The sequence below is a fragment of the Pseudomonas alcaligenes genome, assembly GCF_014490745.1.
Classification (GTDB): Bacteria; Pseudomonadota; Gammaproteobacteria; order Pseudomonadales; family Pseudomonadaceae; genus Aquipseudomonas; species Aquipseudomonas alcaligenes_C.
Genome location: NZ_LZEU01000001.1, coordinates 2363482 through 2379907, shown reverse-complemented (window position 1 = coordinate 2379907; position 16426 = coordinate 2363482). Strand labels below are relative to the sequence as shown.

Below are 16426 nucleotides of genomic sequence, written 5' to 3'. Positions count from 1 at the left end.
TGATGAACGCGCAAGTCCCGTCGAACGTTGCCCTGCAGTGGGGGCCGCTGTCCTTTGCCCAGCAGCGCCTGTGGTTCTTCAGCCGCCTGGAGAGTGGCAGCACGGCCTACAACATCGGCGGTCTGCTGCGCTTTGACGGCGAGTTGGACTTGGCCTGCCTGCGTCACGGCCTGGATCAGGTGTATGCCCGCCATGCCGCCCTGCGCACCCTGTTCCGCGAGCATGACGGCCTGGCCCAGCAGGCGGTACAGCCAGTCGGGCCGATGCCGTTCGAGCTGATCGACCTCGCTGATCGCGCCGGGCAGCTCGATTCGCTGGCCCGCGAGTTTATCGAGGCCGACTACGACCTGACCCACGGCCCGCTGGTGCGCTGCGCCCTGTATCGCCTGGGCGAGAACAGTCACGCCCTGGCCGTGGGCATGCACCACATCATCTCCGACGCCTGGTCGGTGCGCGTGCTGGTGGAGGAAATGGCCGAGTTCTATCGCGCCCGCCAGCAGGATCGCCAACCGTTCATGACCCCGCAGCCGTTGCAGTACAGCGAGTACGCCAGCGGCCAGCGCCAGTGGCTGGACAGCGAGGCCGGCCTGCAGCAGATGGCCTTCTGGCGCGAGCGCCTGGGCGGCGAGCAGCCACCGCTGAGCCTGGCTCCGGACTTCCCGCACAATGCCCAGGCCGCACGCCGCGCCGCCTACCGCATGCTGAAAGTCGAGCCGGCCCTGGTGGCGCGCCTCAGCGACCTGGCCAAGGCCAATGGCGCCACCCTGTTCACCGTGCTGCTGGCGGTTCTGCAGCTGCAGCTGGCGCGTCTGTCCGGCCAGCGCGAAGTGCGCATCGGCGTACCGGTGGCCGGCCGCGCCAAGGGCTTCGAGCGCCTGGTCGGCTTCTTCGTCAATACCCTGGTGCTCAAGGCCGAGCCGCGCCCCGAGCTGTCGGTGGCGGACTGGCTGGGGCAGGCCCGTACCAGCCTGAAACAGGCCCAGGCCCACCAGGAAATGCCGTTCGAGCGCCTGGTCGAAGAGCTGGCGCCGAGCCGCAGTCTGGGCCAGCAGCCGTTGTTCCAGGTGGCCTTCAACTACCGTCGCCAGCACCCGTTGGCGGCCAACTGGCTGCCGGGTATCGCAACCAGCCTGGCCGAAGTGCCGTCCAGCCAGATTCCCTTCGACCTGGCCCTGGACGCCGTGCGCGACAAGGGCGACGAGCTGTCGATCAATTTCGCCTACGCCGCCGAGCTGTTCGCCGAAGGCAGTATCGAGCGCCTGATCGGCGGTTTCGTCGAGCTGCTCGAAGGCTTCGCCGCGCGCCCCAGCGCCGCCCTCGGCGAGCTGAAGCTGGTCGGCCAGGCCCAGGAGCGTCTGCTCGCCGAATGGAACAAGCCACGCCAGGCTTTCGATGCGGCGCGCTTGCTGCCCGAGCTGATCGCCGAGCAGGCGCGTCAGCGTCCGGAGGCCATCGCCCTGGTGCATGGCGGAGAGCGTATTTCGTTCTCCGAACTGGAGGCCCGCGCCAATCGCCTGGCCCAGCTGCTGGTCGCCCAGGGTGTGCGCCCGGAAGCCTGTGTCGGCGTGTCGCTGGAGCGTGGCAACGGGATGATCATCGCCATGCTGGCGGTGCTGAAATCAGGCGGTGCCTTTGTGCCGCTGGATCCAGATTACCCACGCGAGCGCCTGTCCTACATGGTTGAGGACTCGGGGCTGCAGTGGCTGCTCACGTCGTCCGACCTGGCCGAGCGCCTGCCGTTGGGTGAGGGCGTCGAGCCTCTGTATCTGGATCGGCTCGAGCTGAGCGCCTTCGAAGCATCCGTGCCGGCGGTGCAGCTGCATCCGCTCAATCTGGCCTATCTGATCTACACCTCCGGCTCCACCGGCCAGCCCAAGGGCGTAGCGGTGAACCATCTCGGGCTGAGCATGCATGTGCAGACCATCGGCCAGCGCTACGGCATGACCCCGGACGATGTGGAACTGCACTTTGCCTCGATCAGCTTCGACGGTGCCCTGGAGCGCTGGACGGTGCCTTTGGCCTTCGGCAGCCGCCTGGTCATTCGCGACCAGGAGCTGTGGAGCGCCGAGAAAACCTGCCAGGTGATCGCCGCCGAAGGTGTGACCATTTCCTGCTTACCGCCGAGCTATGCCCAGCAGTTGCTGGACTGGGTGGAGTCGCAAGGCCTGAAGCTGCCGGTGCGCTCCTGGACGCTGGGTGGCGAGGCCTTTACCCGCGAGACCTATGAGCGCCTGCAACGCGTGCTCGAGCCCAAGCGCATTATCAACGGCTATGGCCCGACCGAGACGGTGGTGACCCCGCTGATCTGGGAAGCCTACCCGGGCGACTCCTTCGAAGCGGCCTACGCCCCCATCGGCAATCCGGTCGGTCCGCGCAGCCTGTACGTGCTGGATGCCGAACTGAACCTGCTGCCCATCGGCGTCGCCGGTGAGCTGTATATCGGCGGCGAAGTGGGCCTGGCCCGTGGCTATTTCCAGCGCCCGGAACTGACCGCCGAATGCTTCCTGCCCGATCCGTTCGGCGCCGCCGGCGAGCGTATGTACCGCACCGGCGACCTGGTGCGCTGGCGCGAAGACGGCACCCTGGATTACCTGGGTCGCGTCGATCATCAGGTGAAGATTCGCGGTTTCCGTATCGAGCTGGGCGAGATCGAGAGCCAGTTGCTGGCACTCGACGGTGTGCAGGAAACGGCGGTAATCGCCCGTGAGACGCCGAGCGGCAAGCAGCTGGTGGGCTATGTGGTGGCTAAACACCCCTCTCCCTCTGGGAGAGGGGGCGGGGGTGAGGGGGCTCCCGAGTTGCACGATGCATCCCTCACCCCGGCCCTCTCCCAGAGGGAGAGGGAGCTGAGAGCCGATCTGGCCAAGGTGCTACCGGACTATATGGTTCCCGCGCAGATCATCGCCCTGGCCAAGCTGCCGCTGACCCCAGCCGGCAAGCTGGATCGCATCGCGCTGCCGGAGCCGATCTGGCAGAGCCAGAGCTACGAGGCGCCGCAAACTGACAACGAACGCATCCTCGCCGCCATCTGGGCCGAAGTGCTGGGCGTGGAGCGGGTAGGGCGCCAGGATCATTTCTTCGAGCTGGGCGGCGACTCCATTGTCGCCCTGCAGGTGGTCAGCCGTGCTCGCCAGCAAGGCTTGGGCCTGACGCCCAAGGATCTGTTCCAGCAGCAGACCCTGACCCAGCTGGCCGGCGTTGCCCGCAGTGTCGCCGCACCGCTGGCCGAACAGGGCCCGGTGACTGGCGCAGCACCGCTGCTGCCAATCCAGGCGCGCCTGCTGCAGCGTGAGGGCCTGGCTCCGTGCAATCAGTTCCTCCTCCTGGAGCTGGCCGAGCCGTTGCCGGCCACCCAGCTGGAGCAGGCCCTGCAAGCGCTGGTTCAACACCACGACGCCCTGCGCCTGCGCTTCGAGCAGCGCGATGGCCAGTGGCAGCAAGTGCATGCTGCCGAAGCAGGCAGCCCTTTGCTGCAACAGGTCGAACTGGCCGCCGGCGAAAACCCGCAGCTGCACTACGACGCCGTGCAGCGCAGCATCGACCCGGCCAGCGGCGCGCACCTGCGCGGTCTCTACCTGACTCAGCCGGGCCAGGCCGATCACTTGCTGCTGTCGATCCACCACCTGGTGGTCGATGGGGTGTCCTGGCGTGTGCTGCTGGAAGACCTGCAGCGCGCCTGCCTGCAACTGGCCAGTGGCCTGCCGGTACAGCTGCCGAGCAAGACCAGCGCCTTCAAGACCTGGGGCGAGCGCCTGGCCGGCTGGAACGTCGACGCACAGCTGCCGTACTGGCAGGCCCAGCAGGCCACCGGTGGCGAGCTGCCGCTGCTGAGCAGCGAGGTCGGTCGCGAAGGCACTCGCCAGCGCCTGGAGCTGAGCCTGGATGCTGGCTTTACCCGCGAGCTGCTGCAGGCCGGCCAGCAGGCCTATCGCCTGCGCGCTGACGAGCTGCTGCTGACTGCCCTAAGTCGTGTGCTGTGCAGCTGGAGCGAGCAACCAACGCTGTGCGTACACCTGGAGAGCCACGGCCGCGCGCCGCTGTTCGACGATATCGACCTGTCGCGCAGCGTCGGCTGGTTCACCAGCCTCTACCCCGTGCGCCTACAACCCGAAGCCGAGCTGGCCGCCAGCCTCAAGGTGATCAAGGAGCAACTGCGCGCCGTGCCCGACCTGGGCCTCGGCTACGGCCTGCTGCGCCAGCGCGCGCAACTGAACGAACGCGCCCCGCAGCTGCTGTTCAACTACCTCGGCCAGTTCGACGAGGGCGGCAATGGCCTGCGTCTGCGCGAAGGCGGCCTGTGGCGCGAAGCCGATGCGCCGCTGGACGCACCGCTGGTGATCAACGCCGAGCAGCGTGGCGGTGCCCTGCATCTGCACCTGGACTTCAACCCGCAGCAACTGGCGCGGCCGACCCTGGAAGGCCTGCTCACCCGCCTGCAGGACGAGCTGCGCGCCATCGCCCAGCACTGCCAGAAAACCCCGGCCAGCCTGACTCCCAGCGACGTACCGCTGGCCGACCTGAGCCAGCCCGAGCTGGATGCGCTGCCCGGCGTGGAAGATATCCATCCGCTTTCGCCGCTGCAGCAGGGCCTGCTGTTCCACAGCCAGCTGGAAGGCGCCGGCAGCTATGTCAGCCAGCTGCTGCTGCCGTTCACCGGTCTCGATCCAGCTCGTCTGCAGAGCGCCTGGCGTCAGGTGCTGGCGCGTCATGGCGTGCTGCGCAGCCGTTTCCTGCTGGGCGAGCGCCCACTGCAACTGGTGCAGGCCGAAGTCGAACTGGATTGGCAGGATCTCGACTGGCGCGGCGTCGCTGATTTTGATGCGCAGCTACAGACCTTCTGCAGCGCCGAGCGCGAGCGCGGCTTCGCCCTCGACCAGGCGCCGCTGCTGCGCCTGGCACTGGTTCAGCGCGGTGCTGGCGACTTCGTGCTGGTCTGGACGCTGCACCACCTGCTGCTGGACGGCTGGAGTAACGGTCTGCTGTTCGCCGAAGTGCTCGCCCTCTACCACGGCGATCGCCTGTCGGCGCCGAGCACCCAGTTCCGCGACTACATCAGCTGGCTGGACGGCCAGGATGCCGTTGCCGAACAGGCCTTCTGGCGCGAGCAACTGGCCCTGCTGGATGGCGCCACCCGCATCGCTGGTTGCCTGCCATGCCGCGCACCGGAGCAGGGCCATACCCGCCACCCGTTGCTACTGGACGCCGCCAGTGAACAACAGATTCGCGGCTTCGCCCAGCGCCACGGCTTGACCCTCAACACCCTGGTGCAGGCCGCCTGGGCCTTGCTGCTGGCGCGCCTGACCGGCAAGCGCAGCCTGTGTTTCGGCGCCACCGTGGCCGGTCGTCCGACCGAGCTGACCGGCAGCGAGCAGATGCTTGGCCTGTTTATCAACAGTCTTCCCGTCGCCGTGCAACTGCCGGCCGAACAGAAACTGGGCGACTGGCTGGCTGCGCTGCAAGTGCAGAACCTGCAGCTGCGCGAGCATGAACACAGCCCGTTGCACGATATCCAGCGCTGGGTCGGCAGTGCCGGCGAGGCGCTGTTCGACAGCCTGCTGGTATTCGAGAACTACCCCCTAGGCGACGCCCTCAAACAGGCCGAGCGCGGCGAGCTGCGCCTGGGCCTGCCGCAGAGCCACGAGTTTACTCACTACCCGATGACCCTGGCCGTGCTGCCGGGCAGCCGCCTCGAGCTGCTGCTGGCCTACGACCGCGCGCACTTCGACGCCGATGGCATCGCCCAGGTCGAGGCACTGCTGCGCCAGGCCCTGCAGCTGGTATGCAGCGATCCGGCCCAGCCGCTGGGCAGCCTGGAGCTGGTCAGCAAGACAGAGCAGTTCCTGCTGAGCGAATGGAACAAGCCGCGCCAGGCTTTCGATGCGGCGCGCCTGCTGCCCGAGCTGATCGCCGAGCAGGCACGTCAGCGCCCCGAGGCTATCGCCCTGGTGCATGGCGGAGAGCGTATTTCGTTCTCCGAACTGGAGGCCCGCGCCAATCGCCTGGCCCAGCTATTGGTCGCCCAGGGTGTGCGTGCGGAAGCCTGTGTCGGCGTGTCGCTGGAGCGTGGCAACGCCATGATCATCGCAATGCTGGCGGTGCTCAAATCCGGCGGTGCCTTTGTGCCGCTGGATCCGGATTACCCGCGCGAGCGCCTGTCCTACATGGTCGAGGACTCGGGGCTAAAGTGGCTGATCGCTTCGTCCGACCTGGCCGAACGCCTGCCGTTGGGTGAGGGCGTCGAGCCGCTGTATCTGGATCAGCTGGATCTGTGCGCCTTCGAAGCTTCGGCTCCGGCGGTGCAGCTGCATCCGCTCAATCTGGCCTATCTGATCTACACCTCCGGCTCCACCGGCCAGCCCAAGGGCGTGGCGGTGAACCATCTCGGCCTGAGCATGCATGTGCAGACCATTGGCCAGCGCTATGGCATGACCGCGGCCGATGTGGAACTGCACTTTGCCTCGATCAGCTTCGACGGCGCCCTGGAGCGCTGGACGGTGCCATTGGCCTTCGGCAGCCGCCTGGTGATTCGTGATCAGGAGCTGTGGAGCGCGGAGAAGACCTGCCAGGTGATCGCCGCCGAAGGCGTGACTATCTCCTGCCTGCCGCCGAGCTATGCCCAGCAGCTGCTGGACTGGGTGGAGTCGCAGGGTCTGAAACTGCCAGTACGTTCCTGGACGCTGGGCGGCGAAGCCTTTACCCGCGAGACCTATGAGCGCCTGCAGCGCGTGCTCGAGCCCAAACGCATCATCAACGGTTACGGCCCGACCGAGACGGTGGTGACCCCACTGATCTGGGAAGCCTATCCGGGTGATTCCTTTGAGGCGGCCTATGCCCCGATCGGCAATCCGGTGGGCCCGCGTAGCCTGTATGTGCTGGATGCCGAGCTGAACCTGCTGCCCATCGGCGTGGCCGGTGAACTGTATATCGGCGGCGAAGTGGGCCTGGCCCGTGGCTACTTCCAGCGTCCGGAACTGACGGCCGAACGCTTCCTGCCGGATCCCTTCGGTGCCGCCGGCGAGCGCATGTACCGTACCGGCGACCTGGTGCGCTGGCGCGAAGACGGCACCCTGGATTACCTGGGTCGCGTCGACCATCAGGTGAAGATCCGCGGTTTCCGCATCGAGCTGGGCGAAATCGAGAGCCAGTTGCTGGCACTCGATGGCGTGCAGGAAGCGGCGGTGATTGCCCGCGAGACGCCGAGCGGCAAGCAGCTGGTGGGCTACATCGTGGCCAAGCCTGACTCACACCCCTCTCCCAATGGGAGAGGGGACGGGGGTGAGGGTGCTCCCGAGTTGCACGATGCTTCCCTCACCCCGACCCTCTCCCAAGGGGAGAGGGAGTTAAGAGCGGCGCTGGCCAAGGTGCTGCCGGACTATATGGTGCCGGCGCAGATCATCGTTCTGGCCAAACTGCCGCTGACGCCAGCGGGCAAGCTGGATCGCGCCGCGCTGCCGGAACCGAGCTGGCAGAGCCAGAGCTACGAAGCGCCACAGAGCAATAACGAACGCATCCTCGCCGCGATCTGGGCCGAGGTGCTGGGTGTCGAGCGGGTAGGGCGCCAGGATCACTTCTTCGAGCTGGGTGGCGACTCCATCGTCGCGCTCAAGGTGGTCAGTCGTATCCGCCAGCAGGGTCTGCAGCTGCCGCTCAAGGCGTTGTTCGAGCAGAGCCGCCTGGCCGATTGCGCCGTCGCCCTGCAGCGCGAAGCCACCGATGCGCCGGTGCTGCGTGCCTTGCCGCGTGGTGGCGACCTGCCTCTGTCGCATGCCCAGCAGCGCCTGTGGTTCCTCAATCGTCTGGATCCGAGCAACGGCGCCTACCATATGCCGGCCGGCCTCGATCTGCAGGGCCGCCTGGATCGTCAGGCGCTGCAGGCCGCCTTCGATCAACTGGAGGCACGCCACGAGGCGCTGCGTACCCGTTTCGTCGAAGTGAATGGCGAGGCGCGTCAGCGCATCCTGCCGGCCCAGGGCCAGCGCATCGACTGGCTCGACCTGCGCGAGCTAGCCGCCAACGAACGCGAGGCCAAAGCCCGCGACTACGCGCAGAAGCTGCTCAAGCGTCCGTTCAACCTGGCCAGCGAAGCGTTGCTGCGGGTCGCCGTGCTGCGCCTGGGTGATCAGGAGTACCGCCTGCTGTTGATCCAGCACCACATCGTCTCCGATGGCTGGTCGATGCAGCGCTTTATCGGCGAGTTCTCCGCCGCCTATGCGGCAGTCGCCGAGGGCCGCACCGCGCAGCTCGCGCCGCTGCCGCTGCAGTACGCCGACTATGCCCAGTGGCAACGCGACTGGCTGAAATCCAGCGAGGCCACACGCCAGCTGGATTACTGGAAGGCGCGCCTGGGTGAGCATCAACCGCTGCTGGAACTGCCAACCGACCATCCGCGCCCGGCCCATGGCAGCCGTCAGGGTCTGCGTTGGAGATTCGAGCTGTCGCCGCAGCTCACCGCGCAGCTGCGTGCCCTGGCCCAGCGCGAGGGCAGCACCCTGTTCAGCCTGCTGCTGGCGGCCTGGCAGACCCTGCTGCATCGCTACAGCGGCCAGGAAGATATCCGTGTCGGCGTGCCGGTAGCCGGCCGCAGCCTGGCCGAGATGGACGGCGTACTCGGCTGTTTCATTAACACCCTGGTATTGCGCGGCGAGCCCAGTGGGCTCAAACCGTTCCGCAGCCTGCTCGGCGAACTGGCCCAGGCCAGCCGCGATGCTCTGGCTAATCAAGAGCTGCCGTTCGACCAGTTGGTGGAAGCGCTGCAGCCGAGCCGCAGTTTGAGCCATCACCCGCTGTTCCAGGTGGCGTTCAACCACCAGCAGGTGGACTTCAGCGCCCTCGGCAGCCTGCCGGGCCTGCGCGTGCAGCCCCACGACCCGGGCGCCGCCGGTGCCCAGTTCGACCTGGCGCTGGATACCGAGGAGGCCGCCGACGGCAGCCTCAGCGGTTTCGTCAGCTACGCCGCCGAGCTGTTCGAGGCACGCACCATCGCCCGCCTGGCGCGGCACTTCGTGCGTCTGCTGGATGGCATCTGCGCCGACCCGAGCCAGCCCATCGGCCTGCTGCCATTGCTGGAAGAAGACGAGCAGGCCCAGCTCGCCGGCTGGAACGCCACCGCCAAGGACTACGGCCCGCTGGTCAACCTGAGCCAGCGCATCAGCCAGCAGGCGGCGCGCACGCCGCAGGCGCCGGCTCTGGTATTCGGCGAGCAGACGCTGAACTACGCCGAACTGGAGCAGCGCATCAACCGCCTGGCCAACCGCCTGCGCGGCCTCGGGGTGAACCGTGGCAGCCTGGTCGGCATCAGCCTGGAGCGCTCGCTGGAACTGGTGATCGGCCTGCACGCCATCGTCCGCGCCGGTGGTGCCTATGTGCCGCTAGATCCGGAATACCCGCTGGAGCGCCTGGCCTACCTGCTGGAGGATTCCGGCGTCGACCTGCTGCTGTCGCACAGCGCGCTGCTGGAGCGCCTGCCGTTGCCAGCCGGGCTGCAGGCGCTGAGCCTGGATCGCGAGGACTGTTCCACCGAGAGCGCCACGCCGCCAGCCGTTACCCTGCAGGGCAACGACCTGGCCTACCTGATCTACACCTCCGGCTCCACCGGCAAACCCAAGGGCGCCGGCAACAGCCACGAGGCCCTGGCCAATCGCATCCTGTGGATGCAGGAGGCCTACCAGCTCGGTGCCGGCGACGTGGTGCTGCAGAAGACCCCATTCAGCTTCGACGTCTCGGTATGGGAGTTCTTCTGGCCGCTGATTACTGGCGCCTGCCTGGCCGTGGCTGCGCCAGGCGATCACCGTGACCCGCAGAAACTGGTGGAGCTGATCCAGCGCCACAAGGTCAGCACGCTGCACTTCGTGCCGTCCATGCTGCAGGCCTTCCTGCTGCACCCGGATGTGGAGCAGTGCCAGAGCCTGACCCGTGTTATCTGCAGTGGCGAAGCGCTGCCGGCGGAGCTGCAGGTGCGTACCTTCCAGCGTCTGCCGCAGGCTGGCCTGTACAACCTGTACGGCCCGACCGAAGCGGCCATCGACGTCAGCCACTGGACGTGCGTGGAGGAGGGGCGCCACGCCGTGCCAATCGGCCGGCCGATCGCCAACCTGCGCCTGCATATCCTCGATGCCCAGCTCAACCCGGTGCCGCAGGGTGTGCCCGGCGAGCTGTATATCGCCGGCATCGGCCTGGCGCGCGGCTACCACCGCCGTCCGGAACTGACCGCCGAGCGCTTCCTGCCCGATCCGCATGGCCCAGCCGGCTCGCGCATGTACCGCACCGGCGACCTGGTGCGCTGGCGCGCCGACGGTGCCATCGACTATCTGGGACGTATCGACCATCAGGTGAAGATCCGCGGCTTCCGCGTCGAACTGGGTGAGATCGAAGCCCAGCTCGGCGCCCAGTCGGGCGTCGCCGAGGCCGTGGTGGTGGCCCGCGACAGCCAGATCGGCAAACAGCTGGTCGGCTATGTGGTGGCCGAGCCGCTACCGGCGGATGAATCCGCCTGGCTAGCCGGGATCAAGGCCGCGCTGAAGGTCGAGCTGCCCGAGCATATGGTGCCGTCGATCCTGATGCGCCTCGAGCGCATGCCGCTGTCGCCCAACGGCAAGCTGGAGCGCCGCGCGTTGCCCGAGCCGATGTGGCAGGCGCGCAGCTACCGGGCGCCGCAAGGCGAGCGGGAGATCGCCCTGGCGAGCATCTGGCAGGAAGTGCTGGAAGTGCAGCAGGTCGGCCTCGACGACAACTTCTTCGAGCTCGGCGGCCACTCGCTGCTGGCCACCCAGGCCGTGGCCCTGCTTCGCCAGCGCCTGGGCCTGGAGCTGCCGCTGCGTGCCTTCTTCGAAGCGGAAAACCTGGCGGCTCTGGCCGCCACCCTCGACGGCCAGGCCCCGGCCGCCGCCGAGGAAGAAGACCAAGACCTGCGCGACATGGCCGCGCTGCTCGACGAACTGGAGGCCCTGTGACCGCGCCCATCGACAAGGCCGCCCTGGCGCGCCGTTTCCTCGCCCTCGGCGCCCCCGAGCAGAAGCGTTTTCTCGAACTGCTGGCGACCAAGGGCATCCGCTTCGACCGCCTGCCCCTGGTGCCGGCACCACGCGGCGAGCACCTGAGCGCCTCGCATGCCCAGCAGCGCCTGTGGCTGGTGGCGCAGATGGAGCCGGACAGCAGCGCCTACCATATGGTCGGCGCCTTTGCCCTGGAGGGCGAACTGGATCGCACCGCGCTGCTGGCCGCCCTGGAGCTGATAGTCGAGCGCCATGAAGCGCTGCGCACGCGCTTCTACGAGCACGCCGGCCAGCTATGCCAGTGCATCGATCCGCCGGGCCCGCTGGCCCTGGAGGAGCGCGATCTGCGCGGCGAGCCGGAGCAGGTGCAGGTTCTGGCCGACACCCATGCGGCGCGCGCCTTCGATCTTGGCCTGGGGCCGCTGCTGCGCGTGCAGCTGTTGCGCCTGGACGAGCAGCGCTGGCGCCTGCAGATCGTCTGCCACCATATCGTCTCCGATGGCTGGTCGATTGGTGTGTTTGCCGAGGAACTGGGCCGCGCCTATGCCGCCCTGCGCCTGGGCCAGGCACCGCAGCTGGCCGAGCTGCCGATCCAGTACGCCGACTATGCCCAATGGCAGCGCGCCTGGCTGGAGGCCGGCGAGCGCGAGCGCCAGCTCGGCTACTGGCGCGAGCGCCTGGGCAGCGAGCAGCCGGTGCTGGCCTTGCCCTACAAGCTGGATGCCTCCGGCCAGCGGCATGCCGAGCGCCAGGCCATCGAAGTGTCGCCGGCCCTGGCCGAGTGCCTGCGCCAACTGGCCCAGGGCGAGGGTGCGACCCTGTTCATGCTCTTGCTGGCCGCCTTTCAGCTGCTGCTGGCGCGTTACAGCAACCAGCGCGACATTCGCGTCGGCGTGCCGGTGGCCAACCGTCAGCGCGCCGAGACGGCGCCGCTGGTGGGCTTCTTCGTTAACACCCAGGTGCTGCGCGCCGAGTTCGACGCCGGTATGAGCTTCCGCCAGCTGCTCGCCGAGGTGCGCCGCCATGCCCTGGATGCCCAGGATCAGCAGGATCTGCCGTTCGATCAGCTGGTTGAAGCACTGGCCCCGGAGCGCAGCCTGGGCCAGACGCCGCTGTTCCAGGTGCTGTTCAACCACCAGAAGCGCGACCTCGGCGCCCTGCAGCTGCCCGGCCTGCGCCTGCAGCCGCTGGCCCAGGGCGTGCCGCACGCACTGTTCGACCTGGCTCTGGACAGTCTGGAAGACAGCGCCGGTCGCCTGCGCCTAACCCTGACCTGGGCCCGCGAGCGCCTCGACAATGCGCAGATGCAGCAGATGACTGCCCATCTGCTGGGCCTGCTGGAGCAGGTCAGCGCCATGCCGGATCAGCCCCTGGTGCGTCTGCAACTGCTGGATGCCGTCGACCAGGCGCGCCTGGCCGAGTGGAATACGCCACGACAGGGCTTCGATGCGGCGCGCCTGCTGCCCGAGCTGATCGCCGAGCAGGCGCGTCTGCGCCCCGAGGCCATTGCCCTGGTGCATGGCGGAGAGCGTATTTCGTTCTCCGAACTGGAGGCTCGCGCCAATCGCCTGGCCCAGCTATTGGTCGCCCAGGGCGTGCGTCCGGAAGCCCGTGTCGGTGTGTCGCTAGAGCGCGGCAACGCGATGATTATCGCCATGCTGGCGGTGCTGAAATCAGGCGGTGCCTTTGTGCCGCTGGATCCGGATTACCCGCGCGAGCGCCTGGCCTACATGGCCGAGGACTCGGGGCTTAAATGGCTGATCACTTCGTCCGACCTGGCCGAACGTCTGCCGCTGGGCGAGGGCGTCGAGCCGCTGTATCTGGATCAGCTGGATCTGTCCGCTGTCGAGGCTTCGGCTCCTGCGGTGCAGCTGCATCCGCTGAATCTGGCCTATCTGATCTACACCTCCGGCTCTACCGGCCAGCCCAAGGGCGTGGCGGTGAACCATCTCGGCCTGAGCATGCATGTGCAGACCATCGGCCAGCGCTACGGCATGACTCCGGACGATGTGGAGCTGCATTTCGCTTCCATCAGCTTCGACGGTGCCCTGGAACGCTGGACAGTACCGCTGGCCTTCGGCAGCCGCCTGGTGATTCGCGACCAGGAGCTGTGGAGCGCCGAGAAGACCTGCCAGGTGATCGCCGCCGAAGGCGTAACCATCTCCTGCCTGCCGCCCAGCTATGCCCAGCAGTTGCTGGACTGGGTGGAGTCGCAAGGTCTGAAACTGCCGGTACGCTCGTGGACGCTGGGTGGTGAAGCCTTTACCCGCGAGACCTACGAGCGCCTGCAACGCGTGCTCGAGCCCAAGCGCATTATCAACGGCTATGGCCCGACCGAGACGGTGGTGACCCCGCTGATCTGGGAAGCCTACCCGGGCGACTCCTTCGAAGCGGCCTACGCCCCCATCGGCAATCCGGTCGGTCCGCGCAGCCTGTACGTGCTGGATGCCGAACTGAACCTGCTGCCCATCGGCGTCGCCGGTGAGCTGTATATCGGCGGCGAAGTGGGCCTGGCCCGTGGCTATTTCCAGCGCCCGGAACTGACCGCCGAATGCTTCCTGCCCGATCCGTTCGGCGCCGCCGGCGAGCGTATGTACCGCACCGGCGACCTGGTGCGCTGGCGCGAAGACGGCACCCTGGATTACCTGGGTCGCGTCGATCATCAGGTGAAGATTCGCGGTTTCCGTATCGAGCTGGGCGAGATCGAGAGCCAGTTGCTGGCACTCGACGGTGTGCAGGAAACGGCGGTAATCGCCCGTGAGACGCCGAGCGGCAAGCAGCTGGTGGGCTATGTGGTGGCTAAACACCCCTCTCCCTCTGGGAGAGGGGGCGGGGGTGAGGGGGCTCCCGAGTTGCACGATGCATCCCTCACCCCGGCCCTCTCCCAGAGGGAGAGGGAGCTGAGAGCCGATCTGGCCAAGGTGCTACCGGACTATATGGTTCCCGCGCAGATCATCGCCCTGGCCAAGCTGCCGCTGACCCCAGCCGGCAAGCTGGATCGCATCGCGCTGCCGGAGCCGATCTGGCAGAGCCAGAGCTACGAGGCGCCGCAAACTGACAACGAACGCATCCTCGCCGCCATCTGGGCCGAAGTGCTGGGCGTGGAGCGGGTAGGGCGCCAGGATCATTTCTTCGAGCTGGGCGGCGACTCCATTGTCGCCCTGCAGGTGGTCAGCCGTGTACGCCAGCAAGGCCTGCAACTGGCGCCGCGCGAGCTGTTCCAGTTCCCGCGTTTGGCCGAGCTGGCCAAGATAGCGCGCCTGGCCGGCGCGGAAGAAGTGCAGGGGCCGGTAACCGGTGAACTTCCGCTGGCGCCAATCCAGGCGCATTTTTTCGCCATGGATCAGGCCAACCCGGCGCACTGGAACCAGGCGCTGAACCTGGAGCTGCTGCGCCCACTCGACCCGCAACTGCTGGAGCAGGCGCTGCAGGCGCTGGTGGCCCATCACGACGGTCTGCGCCTGCGCTTCAGCCAGGAGCAGGGCGCATGGCGCCAGCGCTACGCCGAAGTGGATGCCGGGCAGCCGCTGCTATGGCTGCGCGAAGCCGACAGTGCTGCAGAGGCCGAAGCGTTTTGCCAGCAGGCCCAGCAAAACCTCGACCTGGCCGCCGGCCCTGTGCTGCGCGCGCTTTACCTGAAGCAGGCCGGCCAGACCGATCGTCTGCTGCTGGCCGTGCATCACCTGGTGGTGGACGGTGTGTCCTGGCGCATCCTGCTGGAAGACATCCTCGCCGCCTATCGCCAGCTGGAAGCCGGCCATGCCGTGCGCCTGCCGGGCAAGAGCCAGCCTTACAAAGGCTGGAGCGAGGCCCTGCACAGCTGGGCGAGCAGCGAAGCGGCGCAGACCGAGCTGGACGCCTGGTGCAGCCGCCTGAGCGGCCCGGCGCTGGCCTTGCCACGTGAACTGGATGGCGCCACCGCTACTCACGGCGACAAGCGCGAAGTGCGCCTGGCCCTGGATGCCCACGAGACCAGACGCCTGCTACAGGCACCGGCGCAGCTGGGCGTGCGCATCGACGCCTTGCTGCTTACCGCGCTGACCCGCGCCCTGTGCCGCTGGAGCGGCCAGCCGGGCCTGCGTGTCAACCTCGAAGGCCATGGCCGCGAGGCGCTAGCCGGCGAATTGGATCTGTCGCGTACGGTTGGCTGGTTCACCAGCCTGTATCCGTTGCAGCTGCCGCAGCTCGACGCGGCAGCCGAGCAGCTGCAACAGGTTCAGCAACGCCTGCAGCAGGTCGAACATGGCGGCCAGGGCTACGGCGTGCTGCGCTGGCTGGGCTCGGCCGCGGCGCAGGCGGCGCTGCGCGCCGTGCCAGACGCCGAAGTGATCTTCAACTACCTCGGCCAGTACCAGACCGGCGCCGCGGTGGACTGGTTCCGCCCGGCCGCCGGCGGTGGCGCGGCGGTAGCGGCGAGCAATCCGCTGGCCGCGCGCCTGGCGGTCAACGGCCAGGTGTTCGAGGGCCAGCTGCAGCTGTCCTGGGAGTACGCGGCCAACCAGTATCGCCCCGAGACCATCGAGGCCCTGGCTGCGGACTATCGTCGGGAGCTCCTAGGCCTGCTGGAGCTGGCCCGCGGCCAGGCCGTGCAGGGGCCGTCGCCGCTGCTGCGCCTGACTCGCCAGGAAGCGCCGGCAGCGCCTGTGTTCTGTCCGCACCCGGTGACCGGCCGGGTCACCGGCTACCAGCCGCTTGCGGCGCGCCTGGATGGCGTGCGCGAAGTCTTCGGCCTGCAGTGCCGCAGCTTCCTCGACCCGAGCTGGCGCGATGCCTCGCAGGGCGAGATGGCCGATGCCTATCTGGATGCATTGCTCAAGCAACAGCCGCAGGGGCCCTATCGGCTGGTCGGTTGGTCGCTGGGCGGTAGCCTGGCCCTGGAACTGGCGGCGCGTCTGGAGGCGCGTGGCCACGAGGTGGCCTTCCTCGGCCTGCTCGACTGCTATGTGCCGGGTACCGAGATTGCCGGCGACGACGCCCGTCACCCGCAGGCCCGCGCCAAGCTGGTCGAGCACCTACAGCTGCTGGCACCTGAGCTGTCGGCCACGGCCTGGGACGGCCTGTTCGAGCGCCTGCTGCAACTGGAACCACTGGACTGGCCGCAGGCCGCCAGCGCCTGGTTCGCCGGCCAGGGCCTGGACAGCATGACCCGGCAGAGCCTGGAGGAACTGCTGTTCGCCTGGGCGGTGGAGCAGCACATGCGCCGTCTCTGTGCCGACTACGCATTGCCCAGGGTCAAGGTGCGCCCGCATTGCTGGTGGGCAGCGCAGCCGGACGGTCGTGCGGCCTTGCTGGAGTCCGGCCTGGAACAGGTGCAGGGCAGGGCGGCGGCACACCGCCTGGTGGATACCGATCACCAGGGCATCGTGCGTCACCCGCAGGTGCTGCAGGAACTGACAGAGCAGCTGCAGTGCAGCTGAAAAAATCGTAAATGCCTA

The 16426-nt window shown here is 67.8% G+C and carries 2 protein-coding genes; both read left to right on the top strand.

All coding sequences use genetic code 11. The annotated features are described in order from the left end of the window. The first annotated feature begins 2 nt into the window (after positions 1–2). Positions 3–10949, top strand: coding sequence for a non-ribosomal peptide synthetase (locus tag A9179_RS10815; protein WP_187805808.1), 10947 nt, complete (start codon positions 3–5; stop codon positions 10947–10949). After that, positions 10946–16408, top strand: a complete 5463-nt coding sequence (locus A9179_RS10810) for a non-ribosomal peptide synthetase (RefSeq protein ID WP_223123194.1) — start codon at positions 10946–10948, stop codon at positions 16406–16408. The genes A9179_RS10815 and A9179_RS10810 overlap by 4 nt, the downstream gene beginning before the upstream one ends. The last annotated feature ends 18 nt before the right edge of the window (positions 16409–16426 follow it).